The sequence below is a fragment of the Flavimaribacter sediminis genome, from assembly GCF_019492055.1.
Taxonomy (GTDB): domain Bacteria; phylum Pseudomonadota; class Alphaproteobacteria; order Rhizobiales; family Rhizobiaceae; genus Flavimaribacter; species Flavimaribacter sediminis.
This window is the reverse complement of sequence record NZ_JAICBX010000001.1, coordinates 1,668,236-1,687,742: the sequence shown is the minus strand read 5'-3', so window position 1 is coordinate 1,687,742 and position 19,507 is coordinate 1,668,236. Positions and strand designations below refer to the sequence as shown.

The 19,507-nt window shown below is 58.7% G+C and carries 19 protein-coding genes and 1 tRNA gene; 11 read left to right on the top strand and 9 right to left on the bottom strand.

The features are described from left to right. Positions 1 to 8 precede the first annotated feature (8 nt). Entirely contained in the window at positions 9 to 398 is a 390-nt protein-coding gene (locus K1W69_RS08045) for an Mth938-like domain-containing protein (protein ID WP_220227755.1), read from the top strand. Positions 399 to 406: 8 nt separating this feature from the next. Beyond that, complete coding sequence (locus K1W69_RS08040) at positions 407 to 1,252, top strand: phytoene/squalene synthase family protein (RefSeq protein ID WP_220227754.1); 846 nt, start codon at positions 407 to 409, stop codon at positions 1,250 to 1,252. 4 nt (positions 1,253 to 1,256) lie between these two features. Here K1W69_RS08040 and K1W69_RS08035 read toward each other — a convergent pair whose 3' ends face one another. The 4 genes from K1W69_RS08035 to K1W69_RS08020 form a co-directional block, all read right to left on the bottom strand. After that, a complete protein-coding gene (locus tag K1W69_RS08035) occupies positions 1,257 to 2,096 on the bottom strand; it encodes a crotonase/enoyl-CoA hydratase family protein (RefSeq protein WP_220227753.1) in 840 nt (279 codons plus the stop codon). Then, positions 2,093 to 3,523 (bottom strand): methylenetetrahydrofolate--tRNA-(uracil(54)-C(5))-methyltransferase (FADH(2)-oxidizing) TrmFO, encoded by a 1,431-nt coding sequence (gene trmFO, locus K1W69_RS08030; RefSeq protein WP_220227752.1) that lies wholly within the window; start codon positions 3,521 to 3,523, stop codon positions 2,093 to 2,095. Before trmFO ends, K1W69_RS08035 begins: the two co-directional genes overlap by 4 nt. 144 nt (positions 3,524 to 3,667) lie before the next feature. Further along, on the bottom strand, positions 3,668 to 3,814 hold the full coding sequence (locus tag K1W69_RS08025; protein ID WP_220227751.1) for a DUF1127 domain-containing protein: 147 nt from the start codon (positions 3,812 to 3,814) through the stop codon (positions 3,668 to 3,670). A 391-nt stretch (positions 3,815 to 4,205) separates the two neighbouring features. Continuing rightward, entirely contained in the window at positions 4,206 to 4,349 is a 144-nt protein-coding gene (locus K1W69_RS08020; protein WP_220227750.1) for a DUF1127 domain-containing protein, read from the bottom strand. Positions 4,350 to 5,044: 695 nt separating this feature from the next. Between K1W69_RS08020 and K1W69_RS08015 the strand changes: the two genes are divergently transcribed. The 3 genes from K1W69_RS08015 to tig all read left to right on the top strand — a co-directional run bounded on the left by K1W69_RS08015 (position 5,045) and on the right by tig (position 7,482). Next, positions 5,045 to 5,578, top strand: a complete 534-nt coding sequence (locus tag K1W69_RS08015; protein ID WP_220227749.1) for an invasion associated locus B family protein — start codon at positions 5,045 to 5,047, stop codon at positions 5,576 to 5,578. 104 nt (positions 5,579 to 5,682) lie between these two features. Then, positions 5,683 to 5,767: transfer RNA gene (locus K1W69_RS08010), tRNA-Leu, on the top strand. Between the two features lie 287 nt (positions 5,768 to 6,054). Next, positions 6,055 to 7,482 carry a trigger factor gene (gene tig, locus K1W69_RS08005; protein ID WP_220227748.1) on the top strand — a complete coding sequence of 476 codons (1,428 nt, stop codon included), beginning with the start codon at positions 6,055 to 6,057 and terminating at the stop codon, positions 7,480 to 7,482. 49 nt (positions 7,483 to 7,531) lie between these two features. Here tig and radC read toward each other — a convergent pair whose 3' ends face one another. Next, positions 7,532 to 8,248: a RadC family protein gene (gene radC / locus K1W69_RS08000; protein WP_220227894.1), complete on the bottom strand. Its 717-nt coding sequence runs from the start codon at positions 8,246 to 8,248 to the stop codon at positions 7,532 to 7,534. Beyond that, on the bottom strand, positions 8,245 to 9,072 hold the full coding sequence (gene map, locus K1W69_RS07995) for a type I methionyl aminopeptidase (protein ID WP_220227747.1): 828 nt from the start codon (positions 9,070 to 9,072) through the stop codon (positions 8,245 to 8,247). Before map ends, radC begins: the two co-directional genes overlap by 4 nt. Positions 9,073 to 9,532: 460 nt before the next feature. Between map and K1W69_RS27310 the strand changes: the two genes are divergently transcribed. Next, a complete protein-coding gene (locus tag K1W69_RS27310) occupies positions 9,533 to 10,738 on the top strand; it encodes a glycosyltransferase family protein (protein ID WP_220227746.1) in 1,206 nt (401 codons plus the stop codon). 11 nt (positions 10,739 to 10,749) lie between these two features. Here the strand turns inward: K1W69_RS27310 and sfsA are convergent, their stop codons facing one another. Together sfsA and K1W69_RS07980 are read right to left on the bottom strand one after the other, a co-directional pair. Next, on the bottom strand, positions 10,750 to 11,475 hold the full coding sequence (gene sfsA, locus K1W69_RS07985) for a DNA/RNA nuclease SfsA (protein ID WP_220227745.1): 726 nt from the start codon (positions 11,473 to 11,475) through the stop codon (positions 10,750 to 10,752). 28 nt (positions 11,476 to 11,503) lie between these two features. Beyond that, entirely contained in the window at positions 11,504 to 13,285 is a 1,782-nt protein-coding gene (locus K1W69_RS07980) for a PHA/PHB synthase family protein (protein WP_220227893.1), read from the bottom strand. Positions 13,286 to 13,601: 316 nt separating this feature from the next. Between K1W69_RS07980 and K1W69_RS07975 the strand changes: the two genes are divergently transcribed. From K1W69_RS07975 to K1W69_RS07960, 4 genes are all read left to right on the top strand, one after another. Continuing rightward, positions 13,602 to 14,057 carry a hypothetical protein gene (locus K1W69_RS07975; protein WP_220227744.1) on the top strand — a complete coding sequence of 152 codons (456 nt, stop codon included), beginning with the start codon at positions 13,602 to 13,604 and terminating at the stop codon, positions 14,055 to 14,057. A 138-nt stretch (positions 14,058 to 14,195) separates the two neighbouring features. After that, on the top strand, positions 14,196 to 15,413 hold the full coding sequence (locus K1W69_RS07970; RefSeq protein WP_220227743.1) for an LL-diaminopimelate aminotransferase: 1,218 nt from the start codon (positions 14,196 to 14,198) through the stop codon (positions 15,411 to 15,413). Between the two features lie 60 nt (positions 15,414 to 15,473). Continuing rightward, on the top strand, positions 15,474 to 16,796 hold the full coding sequence (locus K1W69_RS07965) for a homoserine dehydrogenase (RefSeq protein ID WP_220227742.1): 1,323 nt from the start codon (positions 15,474 to 15,476) through the stop codon (positions 16,794 to 16,796). 69 nt (positions 16,797 to 16,865) lie between these two features. Beyond that, complete coding sequence (locus K1W69_RS07960) at positions 16,866 to 17,495, top strand: LysE family translocator (protein WP_220227741.1); 630 nt, start codon at positions 16,866 to 16,868, stop codon at positions 17,493 to 17,495. Here K1W69_RS07960 and K1W69_RS07955 read toward each other — a convergent pair whose 3' ends face one another. Beyond that, entirely contained in the window at positions 17,496 to 18,200 is a 705-nt protein-coding gene (locus tag K1W69_RS07955; RefSeq protein WP_220227740.1) for an SDR family oxidoreductase, read from the bottom strand. 257 nt (positions 18,201 to 18,457) lie between these two features. Between K1W69_RS07955 and glpX the strand changes: the two genes are divergently transcribed. After that, complete coding sequence (gene glpX / locus K1W69_RS07950; protein ID WP_220227739.1) at positions 18,458 to 19,441, top strand: class II fructose-bisphosphatase; 984 nt, start codon at positions 18,458 to 18,460, stop codon at positions 19,439 to 19,441. The last annotated feature ends 66 nt before the right edge of the window (positions 19,442 to 19,507 follow it).

The window sequence follows — 19,507 nt, the reverse complement described above, 5'->3', positions numbered from 1 at the left end:
GATATCGCATGAGAGGCAGCGGCATCGAAATACGCGATGCGCATTTCCCGGGGCGGGCGCCGATAGACGCCTATGGCGCCGGTGGGTTCCGATTCGCCGATATGTCGCACCGGGGTTCGCTGCTGTGTCTGCCTTCCGGCATACACGGCTGGAACGCCGATGAAGCCAGCGAACTCGAGATCGGCCTCTTCGCCAAGGTTCTGGAGGAGGCCGGCGAAATCGATGTGCTGCTGGTCGGGACGGGCCATGAAATTCGCCCGCTGCCAAAGCCGCTGAAATCGCGACTGCGCGAACTTGCGATCATATCCGATCCGATGAGCACCGGCGCCGCGGTGCGCACCTACAATGTCATGCTTGCCGAATCGCGCGCCGTAGCTGCTGCTCTCATTGCGGTGTAGGTGGGTCCATGTTCGATCAAACAGAACACTGCCTTGCGTTTCTTCGCGAGGGAGATCGCGACAGGTATCTTTGCGCGCTTCTGACGCGTGAAGACAGGCGCGCGCCGGTCGCGGCCCTCTATGCATTCAATCTGGAACTGGCGCGCGTTCGGGACGTGACCACCGAACCGATGATCGGTGAAATGCGCCTGCAATGGTGGACAGATCTGATCAATGGTTCGGAGCATGGCGAAGCGTCGGCCAACCCCGTCGCTGCGGAATTGTTGGCGGCCGTCGACGAATTCGATCTTCCTCGCGCCATGCTGCTGAACATGATCGAGGCGCGCCGATTTGACCTCTATAACGACCCGATGCCTGACCGGAACACATTTGAAGGCCATGCGGGAGAAAGCGTTTCGGGTCTGATTCAACTGGTTTCGATGATTCTTGACAGAGACGCGGCCGTAAAAAGCAGCGACGCCGCCGGCCATGCTGGCGTTGCGCTATTCGTATCCGGGTGTCTCTTGCTTATGCCTCAGCACAGGGCGAGGGGCCAGGTATTTGTTCCTGCGGATATTCTCTCCGCCGCGGGTCTTGATGCTGAGGGATTTCTCGCCGGCGACGACAAGGGCGCGCTGCAGAGGCTCGTTGCTGCATTCGCCGCCTATGGAAAGGATCACCTGCAGGAGGCAAGAAACAGGGCGGCGTCCATACCGCCGGAATGTTTCGCAGCTTTTTTGCCGCTTGGTATCGCCGCGCATACGCTGGAAATCGCCGCCAGGCGCAGCCAATCAATCGCGGTCAAACCGCTTGCGATATCGCAATGGCGGCGACAATGGTGGCTCTGGCAAGCGGCGAGGCGCGGCGCCTTCTGACGGATTACAGGTCTGATTGCTTCAATAGGCTGTCGAACGAGGTCTCGGATTTGGTCATCGCAGCCTTGACCGCCTTCGTGAGATCGTCCGGACGCAGCATGCCAGCGTTCCAGGTGGCGATATAATCCAGACCGTCAGCAACGCTGTGGTCGCGGCTATAGGCGAGGTTGCGCTTGATGCCGGCGATCGCAAGCGGCGAACGGCTGGCTATTTCCTGCGCCGTTTGGAGCGCATGATCGACGAGCGCCTCGCGACTTTCGGCGAGATGACTGACAAGCCCGATACGCAGGGCTTCGTCAGCGGAAAATCGTCGGCCGCTATAGGACAATTCAGCGACAACCGACGGCGCAATCAGTTTCGGAAGCCGTTGCAGCGTACCGACATCGGCTGTCATGCCGATATTGATTTCCTCGATCGAGAAATAGGCGTCGCGGGCGGCCAGCCTGATATCGCAGGCGGAGATCAGGTCCATGCCGCCGCCGAGGCAGGCGCCGTGAACTGCGGCAATGACCGGAAAGCGGGCCTGCTCGAGCGCCGTGAGACTGTTTTGCAGTTTCAGGATCAGTTCCCGCATGGCGTAAGCCGCGCGGCCGGGTTCGTTTGTAAACAGCGCTGCGATCGAGGAAAAGGCGGCCAGATCCATGCCGCCGGTAAAATGCTTGCCTTCGCCGGTGAGAACCACGCAGCGGACCGTTTCATCGGCGTTCAATTGTTCTATCAGACGCGGAAGATCACTCCAGAAGTCCGGCGTCATGCCGTTGGCCTTGTCTGGCCGGTTCATGGACAACTGCGCCACGGAGCCATGTCGTTCCACGAGGAAGAAAGTGGACTCTATTGCGTTCATGCAAGGGTTTCCTCCGTTTGTCGGGTCAGGCCGCCTGTTTCCAGCCACTGCATGCAATCAGCCAGCGCGCGTTCACCGAGTTGGCGTTTTTTGGCTCTGGCCTTGTCCTTGCCCCTGAAGCGTTTGACGCCTTCGGGCTTGACTACCGAAATGGGCGGGAACAGCCCGAAATTGACATTCATCGGCTGAAACGACCGTTTGCCGGGTTCTTCGTTGCTTGTCAGATGTCCGCCGGTGATGTGGGCGAGGATTGCGCCCATAGCCGTTGTCTGCGGCGGCCTGACGATTTCCAGGCCAAGTCGTTCGGCGGCGGCGAAACGGCCGGCCAGAAGGCCGATCGCCGCTGATTCGACATAGCCTTCGCATCCGGTGATCTGACCGGCGAAACGGATGTCTGGCCGCGAATGCATTCGCAAGGTTCCGTCCAGAAGAACAGGCGAATCGATATAGGTGTTGCGGTGGAGCCCGCCCAGCCTCGCGAACTCGGCGTTTTCCAGACCGGGAATCATCTGAAAGATGTCTTTCTGCGCGCCGTATTTCAGCTTGGTCTGGAAACCTACCATGTTGTAGAGCGTGCCCAGTGCATTGTCCTGTCGCAATTGCACGACGGCGTAGGGCTTGACGTCCGGCGCATGGGCGTTTGTCAGACCCATGGGTTTCATGGGGCCGTGCCGCAACGTTTCGCGGCCGCGCTCAGCCATGATTTCAATCGGCAGGCAGCCATCGAAATAGGGTGTGCCTTCCCATTCCTTGAATTGCGTTTTGTCGCCGGCGAGCAAGGCGTCGATGAACGCATTGTACTGCGTTTCATCCATCGGACAATTGATGTAGTCCTTGCCGCTTCCGCCAGGTCCCGTCTTGTCGTAGCGGGACTGAAACCAGGCCGTCGACATGTCGATGCTGTCGTAGTGAATGATCGGCGCGATTGCATCGAAAAAGGCCAGCGAGTCGGTTCCCGTCTCGGCCCGGATGGCATCGGCGAGGGCCGGGGAGGTCAAGGGGCCGGTCGCGATGATCGCGCCTTCCCATTCCGCCGGAGGCAATGCGTCGACTTCTTCCCGGGTAATGTCGATCAGGGGGTGCGCCTCGATCGCCTTCGTCACAGCGGCGGAGAAAGCGTCGCGATCGACTGCGAGCGCGCTGCCGGCGGGCACCTTGTTTGCGTCAGCGGCGCGCATGAAAAGCGAGCCGGCCAAACGCATTTCCTGGTGAAGCACGCCCACGGCGTTGGCCGTCGCGTCATCGGAACGGAAAGAGTTGGAACAGACCAGCTCTGCAAGGCCATCGGTCTGGTGGGCTTCGGTGCCGCGTACGGGCCGCATTTCATGCAGGATAACGGGAACGCCTGCGCTGGCGATTTGCCAGGCGGCCTCTGAACCGGCCATGCCGCCGCCGATGATGTGAATGGTTTTTTTGCGTTCGCTCATGGCAGGCTTTTAATCACTTCCGCCAGGCGCGTCCAATCAATGAAATTTGGAAATAGGCAGCTTTGAAAATGAGCAGCGCCCGGATGAGTGTCCTTTGGGGACTATACCCGGGCGCTGACGTCGCGTTTTATCACAGTGCTGGCCTCAGTGTCTGTGGAAGCCGCGTGCTGCGTCTTTGATGGCGTGGCGCTCAAGGCCGATATCGCGCAGTTCTGCATCCGAAAGGTTGCTGAGCTGATCAACGGTTCTCCAGTAGCGGCGCCAATTCTGATAGTCACGCAAGAAGTTCATAAGTCTCTCCCGTATTAGGTGTTGAACGACAGCGCTGATCTATTCCTTTTTTGCGAGAGTTCCAGCGTGATTTTTTCATCCCTGATATGCAGTGGCTGCATATATTATGTGCAGCCATGCGCATAAAATATAGACAGTATGATGATAATGTAGACGCCGCGCGCGATTCCGCCGCCATCAGGCCTGTTCTGAGTTCAGAAAGTCTGATTCTGGACGGTTAAGCGTCGCGGTCGTGGAATTTTGCGGGAGAAAAGCAGGAAGCAGACATAACAACGCCCGCTGGGGGAGGAGATCCAGCGGGCGTCGTAGGTGTGATCGACTGTTTGGGAGGAGGAGTAACAGCCGATCCTATTGCCGGGTTATGGGAGGAGGAGTTAACCCGGCAAATTCTCTAGCGTACGGCCTGACGGGCAACGAACGGAATTTCGGAGCGGCTGATGCCGATATCGCCAAGTTCGCGATCCGTCATGCGGTAAAGTTCATTGCAGGTGTTGCGGTACTGGCGCCAGTTGCGAAAAGACTGTTTGAAAGTCATCGTGACATTCTCTTCATTTGCGTTGCTGTTTGTCTTGAAGCCAATATAGGTGCGCGCAGCAAAATTGTGCAGTGCAATATTTGCAGGTTCGTTATGCATTATTGCAAGGGTCGGATTAATTCGCGGAACGGGTTGAAAACACGGCCGGGCCAGAATCAATAACGCCCGCTGGGGGAGGAGGTCCAGCGGGCGTCATTTAGGTCGATCGGCAATTGGGAGGAGGATAATCGCCGATCACATCACAGGGCATTGGGAGGAGGAGTTATGCCTCTGTGAAACTCTATGTTACTCTCGGTGGCCGCCGGTAATCGTTACTGTTTGGCGCCGCCTTGTTGAGTCTGAATATATGAAGGAGATTCAATTTTGTGCAGCGCAATATACGCATAGGTGCCATGCATCACACGCATGGCTGTATTTTTGAAGCGATTCCTGGTGCGGGCCAGGCTTCGTCGTCTGTCGGAAAACCCGAAAACCTGTTTGTTGTGGCGTCCTGTTGCGGATATATCGAATATTGGTGTTAAGAACGTAAGAAGAGCTGGATTGGTTTAAGTTCAGGCGTGCAAATGAAGACGAAGCTAAGCCACCGCGATATTGTGCAGTGCAAAGATGGGCGAAATAGCCATATAGAAGCGCAGGATCACGCTTGCGCTCGAAGCGTCATTCGTTAAAACAGCCCTGAGGCAGGAGGATTGACCATGCACCCGTTGAAATCGAAGATACGTTCAGTGCTGCTCATCACCGCTGTGGCGCTGATGACCTGCGGGGTTGCGCTGCCTGCTCATGCGCAGGAGCGCGCGCAGAAGAATTTCGAAAAATGGATCGTCGCTTGCGTCAAACCCAATGAGGGTCAGAATCGCTGTACGTTGTCGCAAAATTTCGAAGGATTGAACAAGACCACCAACCAGCGCTTTTTTGCGTTTGCGTTGTCCATCGTTCCCGATCCCGCCGGTGGAGAGAAGGTGCAACTGAGAACGCCTCTCGGGGTCAAGCTCGCCGAGCGTGTCGTTTTGCAGTTTCCGGGCGCCGATCCCCTGGCGATTGAATACACGGTCTGCAGCAACATCGGATGTTTCGCTGAGTTCAAGTTTCAGGACCTATGGAAAAACATGCTGGCGCAAAACGCCACGGCGAAGATCCGCTATGTGCTGATGAACGATCGTGAAATCACGATCGATGTCTCCCTGCCGGGATTTTCGGAAGGCTACGCCTATTTGCATGAGGCCATGTAAGGCCTGGCGGAAAGTTTTCTGGACTGCGCGATCGTTTTCCGAACAGCGCAAAACGTCCGCTTGACCCTGCGCATAGGACTGTGGCATTTGGGCGCTTTCCCGATGCGGGTGTGGCGGAATTGGTAGACGCACCAGATTTAGGTTCTGGCGCCGCAAGGTGTGGGAGTTCGAGTCTCCCCACCCGCACCAGCCATAATACCGACCAATTTGGCAGTGAAACACCAGATTGCAGGCAATAGTGATTGAACCGCGTGTGTCAATTTGCTATTGCGCGCCGAACGCCTGCTGACGGTTTCCTCGAAGTTGATGCCCCGTAACCGGAGCAAGTACGCTTCGGGTGGAAAAGGTCAGCAAATTCGAAAGGTGCCGATCCCGGCGGGGACGCGACAGTTGCACCGAAAACAACGCCATTGCGGCAGCCAACATTTCGGCAATGTTCCGGCATTCGGGGCAGGCCGCAAAACGAAGGTTACAAAATGCAGGTTACTGAAACTCTGTCCGAAGGACTGAAACGCGAAATCAAGGTGGTGATTCCGGCCAAAGACATGGAATCGCAGATGACAGAGCGGCTGGTGGACGCGAAAGACAAGGTGCGGATCAACGGTTTTCGCCCCGGCAAGGTGCCGGTGTCACACCTTCGCAAGATGTACGGCAAATCGGTCATGGCGGAACTCGTCAATGAACTGATCAACCAGAAGCCGACAGAAATCCTCTCCGAGCGCGGCGAAAAATCCGCGACGCGGCCGGAAATAACCATGACTGAAGACGAGGACGAGGCAAAGGACATCCTCTCCGCAACCAAGGATTTCGAGTTCTCCATGAGCTACGAAATCATCCCCGTCATCGAACTCAAGGACATCGACAATCTCAAGCTCGTTCGCGAAGTCGTCGAAATTGAAGATGACGAAGTCGAGGAACAGGTCAAGCGGATCGCGGAAAACGCCCGCAGCTACGAGACCAAGGAAGGCAAGGCCGCCGACGGCGATCGCGTAACGATGGACTATGTCGGCAAGGTGGACGGAGAAGAGTTCGCCGGAGGCGCGGATACCGACGCCAATCTCGTTCTTGGATCCAACACGTTCATTCCCGGTTTTGAAGAGCAACTGGTCGGCGTAAAGGCTGGCGACGAAAAGACGGTTACGGTGACGTTCCCGGAAGATTACCAGGCGGCCGATCTGGCCGGCAAGGAAGCGACCTTCGACGTCACGGTGAAAGAGGTCGCGAGCCCGGGCGAACTGGTGATCGACGACAATCTTGCAAAGAACCTCGGACTGGATTCGGTCGAGAAGCTGCGCGAAGTCGTCCGCGGACAGATCGAAAGCCAGTATGGCCAGATCACCCGTCAGAAACTGAAGCGTCAGATTCTCGATGCTCTCGACGAAGACTACCAGATCGAGACGCCCAAATCCCTGCTCGAGGTCGAGTTTAACAACATCTGGGGCCAGGTCATGGCCGATCTCCAGCAGAACGGCAAGACCTTCGAGGACGAGGACACGACGGAAGAGGAAGCGCGCGCTGAATACGAGAAACTCGCAGAGCGTCGCGTGAGGCTTGGGCTTGTTCTCTCCGAACTTGGTGAAAAGGCCGGCGTTTCGGTCACCGACGAGGAAATGCAGCGCGCCATGTACGACCAGATCCGTCAGTTCCCTGGTCAGGAACAGCAGGTCATGGACTATCTGAAGAAGACCCCCGACGCCGTCGCCCAACTGCGCGCGCCGATCTTCGAGGAAAAGGTCATTGATCACATCATCGGACTGGCCGACGTCACGGACAAGACCGTGACCAAGGAAGCGCTCATGGCCGATGACGAGGAAGAGGCCGCAGCCGAGGAGAAGAAACCGGCCAAGAAGAAGGCCGCTCCCAAGAAGAAGGCGCCGGCGAAGAAAAAGGCCGACGCCGAATAGGCTTCGTCAAACAACCGATCCTGAAGGCCGCGCTCCGACGCGGCCTTTTTCATATGTGGCCCAGGCTCTTCAGGCTCGTGTGATCGCCCTTGCCGATGATGATGTGGTCGTGGACCAGAATGCCCATTGCGTTCGCCGCTTCGACGATCCGTCCCGTCATTTCGATATCTGCGCGGGAAGGGGACGGGTCGCCTGACGGGTGGTTGTGAACCAGGATGACAGCCGTTGACGCCAGTTCCAGAGCCCGTCTGATGACTTCTCGAGGATAGACCGGCGTATGATCGACCGTTCCGCTTTGCTGTATTTCATCGGCGATCAGCGCGTTCTTCTTGTCGAGAAACAGGATGCGGAACTGTTCGCGGCTCTCGTAGGACATGGCGGTGCGGCAATAGTCGATCACCGATGACCATGACGAAAGGACCGGGCGTTTGATCACCGCCTCGCGCAGCGCGCGTTGATTGACGGCGGCGATGACCTTGAGGTCCTGCGCAACGGAATTGCCGATCCCGTCGACTTCGCATAAAAGGTGCACGGGCGCGCCCATCACCTCGGCGAGACTACCAAAGCGTTGCAGCAGAGCCTTGGCGACCGGTTTGGTGTCGCGCCGCGGTATCAGCCGGAAAAGCAACAGTTCGAGGAGTTCATAGTCTGCTAGCGCCTGATGGCCGTTTTCAACGAAGCGCTTGCGCAGCCTGTCGCGGTGGCCGCCATGGGCGGACACGGCCGGATTCGCAGTCGGGCCGGACTGCTCAGCCACCTGTGTCAGTCGCTAAGGCCGGGAGCGAATTTTCCACCCGGCGAAAGCGTGAATATTTCGCACCCATCCGCCGTAACGCCAACGGAATGCTCGTACTGCGCCGTCAGGGAGCGGTCGCGCGTGACGGCCGTCCATCCGTCGGACAGGACTTTGACATGCGGTCTTCCGAGATTGATCATGGGTTCGATCGTGAAGATCATGCCCTCCTTCATCTCGATGCCCTCATGAGCGCGCCCGTAGTGAAGAATATTGGGCGCGTCGTGGAACAACTGGCCAAGGCCATGGCCGCAGAAATCGCGCACGACGGAACAACGTTCGGCCTCGGCGTAACGCTGTATGGCATGGCCGATCGCGCCCGTGCGGGCGCCCGGCTTCACTTCGGCGATTCCCAGCAGGAGCGCCTTGTGGGTGACTTCCATCAGTCTTTGTGCAGCCCGCTTGATTTGGCCGACCGGATACATGCGACTGGAATCGCCGTGCCATCCGTCAAGCACCAGCGTCACGTCGATATTGACGATATCGCCTTCGCGCAGCGGCTTGTCGTTGGGTATGCCGTGGCAGACGACGTGATTGATCGATGTGCAGGACGATTTCGTGTATCCGCGGTAGTTGAGCGTCGCCGGATAGGCGCCGTGATCCATTCCGTATTCGAAAACGAATTTGTCGATTGCATTGGTGGAAACGCCCGGCTTGACCATGTCGACAAGTTCGTCCAGGCACCGCGCAGTCAACTGGCACGCCTTGCGCATGCCTTCGAAGCCTTCCGGTCCATGCAGCTTGATCTGGCCCGTATTGCGCAGCGGGGCTGCGATCGCGTCTACATATCCAACCATTCTTTCACCTCGAGCAAACCGGTCGCCGGTTTCTTCAATTCACTTTGCACCTTATCGGTCAGGCATCAACCCCAGGGAATACCATAGATCGCGGGCGCTACGCGCACGGTCGACATGGCGCCAGTTGAGGATTGCTTGCGGCCATACATCAATTGTCACAGTCGTCACAGTTACAAGATAGAAATCGACAGGGTTGGCGCAAGTGCGCGGGAAGGGAATGTGTTCTGCCATCATGCACAAGTGCGACTTGCATCAACCGACGAGCTGTGATCCTCTGCGCGCAGTTCGGAATATGCGGTCATCAACGATGACCGTTGCTGGTTTGGGAAGTATAAGACGTCTGCATCCATGTATAAACCGGCGGGATTGAACAGAGGCATCATGTGTGATCATTGGTCGGCGTGGCGACGTCCACATTGATTTCCGGTCCAGAATGACAATTGGTGACAGGTAGGCCTTTGTGAACGACGCCCCCCACATTGTACTTTACAGCCACGACACGTTTGGCCTCGGGCATCTGCGGCGCAGCCGCAAGATTGCGATGACGCTTGTCGAGCGGTTTTGCACCGCGCATGCGACGATCATCACCGGCTCGGACCTGTCGTCGCGGTTTCCGGCCCATGACCGCATCCACTTCGCGCCGATCCCGCAGATCGAGAAGCAGCCGGACGGCAGCTACCGCCCGGCCGACCCGCAGCTTACCTACGAACAGGTGATCGAGGCGCGCAGCCAGGCCATCATGGAGGCGCTGAAGCGCCGTCCGGCCGACATCTTCATCACCGACAAGGAGCCGCTTGGCCTGAGCGGCGAACTGATGCCCGCGCTCGGCTATCTGAAGACCTGCGGGGCGACCCTTGTGCTCGGTCTGCGCGACGTGCTGGACGATACCGCTCTGCTGCGCTCGGAATGGGAGCGCAAGGGCATCTACGAGCGAATCGAGGGGCTGTACGACCATATCTGGATCTACGGCACGGAGAGCTTTTACCATCCCTTGCGCGAGATGGGCCTTCCGGCGAGCGTTCTGTCGAGCTGCAGCTTCACGGGCTTTTTGTACCGCTCGCTCGGACAGGCGGGCGCGCCGGCGCTTCCCGCCGACCTGCCCGAGGACTATCTGCTGGTGACGGCTGGCGGCGGCGGCGACGGCGACTTCGTGATGAATGCGGTGGTCGACGCCTACGAGCAGGACGCGGAAATCACGATGCCCGCGGTGCTGCTTCTGGGGCCTTATGCGGACCCGCAGGAGGCCCACGCGATCCGGGCGCGGGCGCAGGGCACGGGCCGGATGCATGTGATCGACTTTGATTCGGAGCCTGAAGGCCTGATCCGCCGGGCCTCTGCGGTTGTCGGCATGTGCGGCTACAACACGTTCTGCGAGGTTGTGTCGCGCAACAAGAAGGCGCTGTTCGTGCCGCGCCAGACGCCGCGTCTTGAGCAATATATCCGGGCGAGCCGGGCGGCGGAACTGGGTTGGTGCCGCATGGCGCCGGAGGCTGTCGCCTCGCGGCCGCTTGATTTTGCCGCCGCCATCCGTGCGCTCATCGCCGACGACGTACCGGTTGGCGCCGGCATCGACGCGCATGGCCTTGAACGCATCGGCGACGCCGTCGAAACCATCCTGCACGACCGAAACCAGCAGTCCATCCAACTCGCCAGGGCAAAATACTAGAACTTACTGCGTCAGGACGCTTGCCCCACGCCTGACTCGTCGACTGGAATTTTCTTGTCGACCTCGATCGCTTCCGGCGTGATGCTGCATCCAAGGGCGATCGCCTCGACGCCGCGGCCGATCGCCCGATCGAAAGCTGCTCCATAGACGGGGTCGAGATCGCGGCAGATCTTGAGACGATCGCAGTCCGGACGCTGCACGAGATAGACCATAACGGCGCGATGACCGGCTTCGACCATGTCGCCAAGTTCCGAGAGGTGTTTGGCCCCACGCGCCGTGGCGCTGTCCGGAAATTCTGCGAGCAGCGGATGGCGACGATAGTGCACATTCTTGATTTCGACATAGGCGGCTGGTCGCTCGGGATGCGTCAGCAGAAGGTCGATGCGTGAATTGACGCCGTATTTCTGTTCGCGCCGCAATTCCGTATAACCGGCGAGGGCGTCCACACGACCCGCCGTCACCGCTTCCTCGACAATACGGTTCGGCAGGCCTGTATTGATCCCGACCAGCACATTGTCGGTCTCCACGATCTCCAGCGCATGTTTGTATTTACGGTTCGGGTTGTTCTCATGAAGCGAAAGCCAGATGCGCGAGCCTGGATCGGTCAGGCCGAGCATGGAGCCGGTGTTCGGGCACGAACCGGTAATCGCTGTCCCGTCATCCAGGATAGCGTCGAACAGGAAGCGCTTGTAGCGACGCACCAGAGTGGCGGGTATCAAAGGTTTGGGAAATTTCATTCGTTAAGGCTTCGGCCGCCGGGGCCGATCATACGCGTTCCCTGACAAAGCTTCCGGGCGCATCCTCGATGGAGTTCAGCGCATTGCCGCCCGGTTTGCGGGCCTCAACTCTTCTGCGGTCCAGCTTCTTGATCCATTTGTCCCAGTCTGGCCACCAGGATCCCGGATGTTCAGAGGCGTTTTCCAGCCACGTGTCGAAATCGCCCTCCGGTTTGCCGCCGCTCCAGAACTGGTATTTTTTCTTTGCAGGCGGATTCACGACACCCGCGATATGGCCGGATCCGGCCATGACGTAGGTCACGTCGCCGCCGAAATACTGGCATCCCTTGAAGACGGACCGCGCCGGCGCAATGTGATCTTCCCGGGTCGCAAGATTGTAGATCGGGATGGTGACGTCCTGAAGCGAGATTTTTCCTCCGGCCATTTCCATGCGGTTCTGGGACAGATTGTTCTCGAGATAGCAGTTGCGCAGATAGAAAGAGTGGTTGGCCGCCGGCAGACGGGTGGCGTCCGAGTTCCAGTAGAGCAGGTCGAAGGGCATCGGCTCCTTGCCCTTCAGGTAGTTGCTGACCACAAAGGGCCAGATGAGCTCCGAGGACCGCAGCATGTTGAACGCCGTCGCCATCTTGGAGCCTTCCAGATAGCCGGTCTCGCGCATTGTTTCTTCGATGTAGTCGATATTCTCGGCGTCGGCGAAAACCTTCAGATCGCCGGCGCCCTCGAAATCCACCTGTGTCGTCAGAAACGTCGCGGATTTGATCCTGTCGTCGCCTTCCTTCGCGTAAAGGGCGAGCATGGCCGCCAGCAACGTGCCGCCGACGCAGTAGCCCACGGCGTTGACCGCCTTTTCGCCCGTCGCTTTCTCGATCGTATCAAGGGCGAAACTGATTCCCTCGCGTCCGTAGGCCTCCCAGTTCTTTTGCGCGTGACGCGCGTCGGGATTGACCCAGGAAATAACGAACACCGTGTGGCCACGGTCGACAGCCCACTGAATGAAGGATTTTTCCGGCGACAGATCGAGAATATAGAACTTGTTGATCCACGGCGGACAGACAAGGAGAGGGCGCTTCAACACCGTTTTGGTTGACGGCGCATACTGGATGATCTGGCAGACGTCGTCCTGGGCGATGACCTTGCCCGGAGTCATCGCCATGTTCTTGCCGACTTCAAACTTGGTGTAATCGGATTGCCGCAGCCTCAGATCGCCGTGTCCGGCCTGAATATCCTCCGCCAGCATCTTTGCTCCGCGAACGAGATTCTGTCCGCTTTCAGCGACAGTCTCCTTGTAGACTTCCGGATTGGTCAGAATGAAATTGCTGGGCGAGAGCGCGCTTGTCAGCTGCCGCACATAGAATTCAGCCTTGTGCCGCGTGTGCGGATCGAGGCCTTCGGCTTCCTTCGCAAGCTTTTCGGCCCAGTCGGCCGTGACCCAGTAGGCCTGTCTCAGAAAACTGAAAAAGGCGTTCTCCCGCCAGTCGTCGTCCTTGAACCGCTTGTCCGCCTTGTGGCTTTCGGCGAGATCCTCGGCTTCCTCGCCTGACATTTTACGGATAGAGTTCGACCACAGCGACATGAAACTGCCGAAGAGATGGGTCTGCGCCTGCAGCGAGCGTTGCGGATCGGAGATCCAGTATTCGGAGAGTTTTGTCAGGGTCCTGATGATGTCCGTGAGCGGACCGACCAGATGATCGGATCTTTCGCCGCTTTCACGTGGCTGCACCCATGCGGACGCGGCTTTGCCAAGTTCCTCCACCATGTGCGCCATATTGCGCGCCATGGCTTCGGGATCCTTGACCACGAATGCGTCCATGTCGGGTATTTGCGCTTCGCCATTGAGCGCGGGGGCCGGCTCTTTGGGAGTGGTGGTTTTAGGAGGCGGAGGCGCTTTGTTCGTCTGCCTGCTCGTCCGCTTTGAAACCTGTTTCTTCCCGGCGCTCTGGCCTGACTTGCTGGCCAATTGGACCTCCCGTTTGTAGCGACTATCGACCTTCTTTTGCCGATTCTGTTCCCCTTTATGGCGGCCATTATGCAAGAAATGTTGACAGAATGTAGAATTTATTTGTGCATTGAACCCGCATCTGCGCTATGGGTTTCGCTCAAAACGTGAATGGCATGGTGACCCCGTCTTGAAACCGCATTTTCATCTGGCAGCGCTTCTCATCCTACCGATCCTTGCTGGCGGCTGCGTGTCGGCCTCGCTTGAGGACGCCGCGCCGAGAACGACCGGCGACGCAGCCGGCCCCGCCGCAGGTCAGCCGGCGCCGTCTGCGGAAACGGCCAAAGGCCCTGAAGGGCAGGCAAGGCCGGAACGCAAGACACCGCCAAGAGACACGTCTTTCGTGCAGGACGGCGCGACACAGAACGATACGTTTCCCACCTTCGGCCCCACGCCGACCGGCGCGATGGAGCAGTTGAGCGACGCGGAAAAGAAACAGATCCAGGACGAGATGCAATCCATCCTGAAACAGCGCAAGCCGCCATCCGCCTCAGCGACAAGCGACGCCTACAAGAAGCAGTCCGAAGAATTCGAAGCGATCGCGCGCAGTCATGGCGAAGAGGCCAAGGCGGAAATCGAGAACTGATCGCCTGACGTACGAGTACTGTCCGCCTGAGCATTTCCGCTTCCCGCCAATAGGGCGTATAATGGATAGTGACCGTCCCGGCTTCGCCACAGTTCGGGCTCAAACGACCGAAAACACAGACAACCATCCGGAATCGAAATGGAAGAGTTTCACAAAGTTCGCCGCCTTCCGCCCTACGTCTTCGAGCAGGTCAACAGACTGAAGGCGGACGCGCGAGCGTCCGGAGCCGATATTATCGATCTCGGCATGGGCAATCCGGATTTGCCGACGCCCCAGAGCATCGTCGACAAGCTTTGCGAGGTTGTGCGCGATCCGCGCACGCACCGCTATTCCACGTCGCGCGGCATTCCGGGCCTCCGCAAGGCGCAGGCGCGCTATTATGAAAACCGTTTCGGCGTGAAGCTCAATCCGGACACGCAGATCGTCGCGACACTGGGCTCGAAGGAGGGCTTCGCCAACATGGCGCAGGCCATTACGGCGCCCGGCGACGTGATCATGTGTCCCAACCCGACCTATCCGATCCACGCATTCGGATTCATCATGTCGGGCGGGGTCATCCGCTCCATGTCTGTGGAGCCTGACGAAAGCTTTTTCTACTCGCTGGAGCGCGCGGTGCGTCACTCCATTCCGCGTCCGATTGCGCTCATTCTCAATTATCCGTCCAATCCGACGGCGCATGTTGCGACACTGGATTTCTACAAGGATGTGGTCAGCTTCGCCAAAAAGCACGACATCATCATCCTGTCGGATCTCGCCTATGCGGAGATCTATTACGACGATACGCCGCCTCCTTCTGTTCTGGAGGTTCCAGGCGCCGTTGATGTTACCGTTGAATTCACCTCGATGTCGAAGACCTTCTCCATGCCCGGCTGGCGCATGGGGTTTGCCGTCGGCAACGAGCGGCTTATCGCTGCGCTGTCGCGCGTTAAATCCTATCTCGATTACGGCGCTTTTACGCCGATCCAGGTTGCGGCGACGACGGCGCTCAATGGCGATGGCTCCGAAATTGAAGAGGTGCGAAACACCTACAAGCGGCGTCGCGACGTCATGGTCGACACTTTCGCGAAGGCAGGTTGGCCGGTGCCGGCGCCGGCTGCGACGATGTTCGCCTGGGCGCCGCTGCCCGAGCGTTATCGCGAAATGGGATCGCTGGACTTCTCCAAGATGCTGATCGAGAAGGCGGATGTCGCCGTATCGCCGGGCATTGGTTTCGGAGAGTACGGCGACACGCATGTTCGTATCGCGCTGGTCGAGAACGAGCACCGGATCCGGCAGGCGGCCCGCAACATCAAACGCTTCCTTGCATCCGGCGACGAAAATATGCAAAACGTCGTCCGGCTGGATTCCCGGCGTTAATGCGAACGCATCGTTCGGTCGGTTTCTCTCCTCCGAACGCATCATGTTACTGGAAGCTCTATGTCTGAAGCCCTCAAAATCGGTATTGCGGGTCTGGGTACCGTTGGCGCCGCCCTTGTGCGCATTCTGTCGGAGCGGCACGAGGCGCTGGCAGGGATTTGCGGCAAGGCGATCGACGTCGTCGCAGTGAGCGCGCGGGATGCGTCCAGGGACAGGGGCGTCGACCTGTCCGGCGTCAAGTTCTACACCGACCCGGTCGAAATGGCCCGTGCCGCAGATATCGACGTTTTCGTCGAGTTGATGGGCGGAGAAGGCGACCCGGCCCTGCAGTCTGTACGCGACGCGCTGACCAGCGGCAAACACGCCGTGACGGCCAACAAGGCGCTGCTCGCCCGGCATGGGGTGGAATTGGCGACGCTTGCCGAAGACAAGGGCGTGCTCTTGAATTTCGAGGCCGCGGTCGCCGGCGGCATCCCCGTGATCAAGGCTATGCGCGAATCCCTGACCGGAAACAGGATCCAGCGCGTGTTCGGAATTCTGAACGGCACCTGCAACTACATTCTGACCCAGATGGAAAAGAAGGGGATCTCCTTCGAGGAATGTCTCGCCGAGGCGCAGCGACTGGGTTACGCCGAAGCCGATCCGACCTTCGACGTCGAGGGCAATGACACGGCGCACAAGCTGGCGATTCTGACCAGCATCGCCTTCGGCACAAAAATCGCCGCGGACGAGATTTATCTGGAAGGCATTTCGAATATCTCCATCGAGGACATCAAGGCGGCCGATGAACTCGGTTTTCGAATCAAGCTTCTGGGCGTCGCACAGAAAACCGAAACCGGGATCGAACAGCGCGTCCATCCGACCATGGTTCCGAAGGACTCGGTCATCGCTCGCGTCGACGGCGTGACGAACGCCGTCGCGATCGACGCCGATGTCCTGGGTGAACTGCTGATGTCCGGTCCCGGAGCAGGCGGCGACGCTACGGCGTCCGCCGTCATGGGCGATATCGCAGACATCGCCAAGAGCCGCCCCGGATACCAGTACGGCCCGGTGCTCGGTCGACCGGCCGCGAGCCTGCAACCCTATTCGCGCGCGCGCATGCGCAGCCATGAGGGCGGTTATTTCATCCGCCTGACAGTGGAAGACCGGACGGGCGTGTTTGCAAGTCTTTCAAAGCACATGTCGGACAATGCGATCTCGCTGGAATCGATCGTTCAGCGCCCGGGAAGCGCCGGCAACGGCGACAAGAAGACCGTGATCCTTGTTACGCACGCCACAATGGAAGCCTCCGTGCGCAAGGCGGTGAAGGCGATCGGCTCCGAAGGCTATCTTGCCGACAAACCCCAGGTCATCCGTATCGAGCGCCCCGCCGCCGGCGCATGACGGTGTCGGTCTTGACTCACTGCGAACCGGAATGTTGTCATCGCAGTAAGCCGAAGAGGGTGGCGTCCGATGATAGAAGTTGTCATTTTCATTCTGGTCACAGTTTCGATTGCTCTGGAACCGGGGCCAAACTTCATCAAGCTTGCATATGTAACTGGCGCGCGCGGCACGATGGCTGGAATCAGAACGGCTTTGGGCATTGCCCTTGGCGCAGCGGCGCCAATCGCCCTGGTTTCCGCCGGGCTTTCCTGGTTGATTTCCACAGCGCCTGAGCTTCTGACCTGGCTCAGATATGCTGGCGGCGCCTACCTGCTTTGGCAGGCCTTTTCCATGTGGCGCGCTTCCGGCGAAATGCGTGTGTCGGACAATACGGAGCTGCCATCAGTGACGCGCTCTCTGGCTGAGATTGCAGCCGGATTTTGGCTGGTCGCGCTCAACCCGCGAACCATCACTTTTTATGCAGCCTTTCTGCCATTGTTCACCAATGCGAGCGCAGAAACACCCGTTGCAAATCAGATGTTGCTGCTTGGTCTGGCTGTAGCGACGATCTTTCTTGTCGTCGATTTGACCTTCGTGGCGGCTATCGACCGATTTGGCGACAGGATCGGAAAGATTCCCGCAATTCGACGGTTCTTCCGTTATGCAGGCGCGACGGCGCTCGGCCTCTTCGGACTAAAGCTGATGACGGAAACGCGCTGATCACACCGACCGGGTGATTCCGCCATCCACGCGGATGTTCTGTCCGGTGATGTAGCCGGCGCCATCGGACGCAAGGAATGACACGGTCGCTGCAATCTCCGCTACCGAGCCGTAGCGCTGCATCGGTATTTTTTCGCGGCGCTCCTCCTTCTCGGGCAGACTGTCGATGTAGCCCGGAAGCACATTGTTCATCCGCACATTGTCGGCTGCGTATTTGTCGGCGAAGAGCTTGGTGAACGCCGCCAACCCGGCCCGGAAGACGCCAGATGTCGGAAACATCGGATCGGGTTCGAACACGGCGAAAGTGGAAATGTTGATGATGACGCCGGCTTTCTGCTCTCTCATGATTGGTGTGACGAGGCGCGTAGGGCGGATCACATTCAGCAGATAGACGTCGAGACCCAGGTGCCAGTCTTCGTCCGGTATCTCCAGAACCGGTCCCTTCGGGCCGTGGCCGGCGCTGTTGACCAGCACATCGATTCTGCCCCATTGCTGCGTCGCCCTGTCGACAAGGCGCTGCAGATCCTCATTCGAAAGGTTACTGCCCGTCACTCCGACGCCGCCCAGTTCTTCCGCCAGGGTCTCACCCTTGCCCGAAGAGGAAAGGATAGCCACCTTGTAGCCGTCATTTGCAAGCCGGCGGGCGGCCTCCGCACCCATTCCGCTTCCTCCCGCCGTGACCAGGGCGACCTTCAAATCTGTCATTTCAAATCACTCCATCGCAATCCGGTTTGTTGAACCGTCTCAAAATAATCGTCTTTATCGACGCGCAGCCGACTTTGCTGGTGGTCGCCTGTGGACAGTTTCGACCATGCTGTAATCTTAATCGATTTAGTCCGGCTGTATTGCTTCCACGAGCCATTCAAAAGCCCTTTTTTCACATTGAACCGTTGCCAATGATGATGGCGACGGGATATCTGGCGCTGCATACGCATCGATAACAAGCAACAGGACACCGGCCAATGGCGAAATCGTCGGACAATAGCGGTCTCGATCGAATTCTGACACTCGAAATCGTACGCGTCACCGAACGGGCCGCAGTCGCCGCAGCGCGTCTTCGTGGCCGTGGCGACGAAAAAGACGCCGATCAGGTCGCGGTCGACGCGATGCGCAAGGAGCTCAATCGTCTGCCAATCGCCGGAACGGTGGTGATAGGCGAGGGGGAACGCGACGAAGCGCCGATGCTCTACATCGGGGAAGAAGTCGGCACGGGCAAGGGCTCAAAGGTGGATATCGCGCTCGATCCGCTGGAAGGCACCACCATCTGCGCGAAGAACCTGCCGAATTCTCTTGCGGTCATTGCTATGGCCGAAAAGGGAAGCCTGCTCTACGCGCCGGACGTCTATATGGAGAAGATCGCCATCGGTCCCGGCTATCCGGACAACACGGTTTCCCTGACAAAAACCCCGGTGGAGAACATCAAGGCGGTCGCCGATGCAAAGGGCGTTGAAACGAAAGACGTTACGGCCTGCATACTCGACCGGCCGCGCCACGCGCGTCTCATCGAAGAAGTGCGTTCCACCGGCGCTGCGATACGCCTGATTGGCGATGGCGACGTCGCCGGCGTCATCCATACGACGAATCCCGAGGAAACCGGCATTGACATCTACCTTGGTATCGGCGGTGCGCCGGAAGGCGTGCTGGCGGCGGCCGCGTTGCGCTGCATCGGAGGCCAGATGGAAGGCCGGCTGCAACTCAATACGGAAGAAAAGATCGCCCGGGCGAAGACCATGGGGATCGACGATCCGGATCGCATCTACAAGCTGGAAGAGATGGCGAGCGGAGACGTCGTGTTTTCGGCGACCGGCGTGACGGATGGTAATCTGTTGAGCGGCGTCAGGTTTTCGAAATCCGCGATCGTGACGCACACGATCGTTATGCGTTCGTCGTCCCGCACCGTGCGTGAAATCATCGCCCGGCACCAGGATCTCGGCAAGTTCGACTAACAAGACGGAATTGCAATCGCCATCATGGACGTCAATAATGTCGTGCGACACGGATTCAATCCCGTG

Bases quoted from the DNA above. Each gene is read 5' to 3' on its own strand.
- K1W69_RS07980 (WP_220227893.1), bottom strand. From the start codon at position 13,285: ATGGACGCATTCGTGGTCAAGGATCCCGAAGCCATGGCGCGCAATATG.
- K1W69_RS08045 (WP_220227755.1), top strand. From the start codon at position 9: ATGAGAGGCAGCGGCATCGAAATACGCGATGCGCATTTCCCGGGGCGG.
- K1W69_RS08035 (WP_220227753.1), bottom strand. From the start codon at position 2,096: ATGAACGCAATAGAGTCCACTTTCTTCCTCGTGGAACGACATGGCTCC.
- map (WP_220227747.1), bottom strand. From the start codon at position 9,072: ATGGTTGGATATGTAGACGCGATCGCAGCCCCGCTGCGCAATACGGGC.
- K1W69_RS07965 (WP_220227742.1), top strand. From the start codon at position 15,474: ATGTCTGAAGCCCTCAAAATCGGTATTGCGGGTCTGGGTACCGTTGGC.
- K1W69_RS08015 (WP_220227749.1), top strand. From the start codon at position 5,045: ATGCACCCGTTGAAATCGAAGATACGTTCAGTGCTGCTCATCACCGCT.
- tig (WP_220227748.1), top strand. From the start codon at position 6,055: ATGCAGGTTACTGAAACTCTGTCCGAAGGACTGAAACGCGAAATCAAG.
- K1W69_RS08020 (WP_220227750.1), bottom strand. From the start codon at position 4,349: ATGACTTTCAAACAGTCTTTTCGCAACTGGCGCCAGTACCGCAACACC.
- sfsA (WP_220227745.1), bottom strand. From the start codon at position 11,475: ATGAAATTTCCCAAACCTTTGATACCCGCCACTCTGGTGCGTCGCTAC.
- K1W69_RS07960 (WP_220227741.1), top strand. From the start codon at position 16,866: ATGATAGAAGTTGTCATTTTCATTCTGGTCACAGTTTCGATTGCTCTG.
- glpX (WP_220227739.1), top strand. From the start codon at position 18,458: ATGGCGAAATCGTCGGACAATAGCGGTCTCGATCGAATTCTGACACTC.
- K1W69_RS07970 (WP_220227743.1), top strand. From the start codon at position 14,196: ATGGAAGAGTTTCACAAAGTTCGCCGCCTTCCGCCCTACGTCTTCGAG.
- K1W69_RS08040 (WP_220227754.1), top strand. From the start codon at position 407: ATGTTCGATCAAACAGAACACTGCCTTGCGTTTCTTCGCGAGGGAGAT.
- K1W69_RS08025 (WP_220227751.1), bottom strand. From the start codon at position 3,814: ATGAACTTCTTGCGTGACTATCAGAATTGGCGCCGCTACTGGAGAACC.
- trmFO (WP_220227752.1), bottom strand. From the start codon at position 3,523: ATGAGCGAACGCAAAAAAACCATTCACATCATCGGCGGCGGCATGGCC.
- K1W69_RS07955 (WP_220227740.1), bottom strand. From the start codon at position 18,200: ATGACAGATTTGAAGGTCGCCCTGGTCACGGCGGGAGGAAGCGGAATG.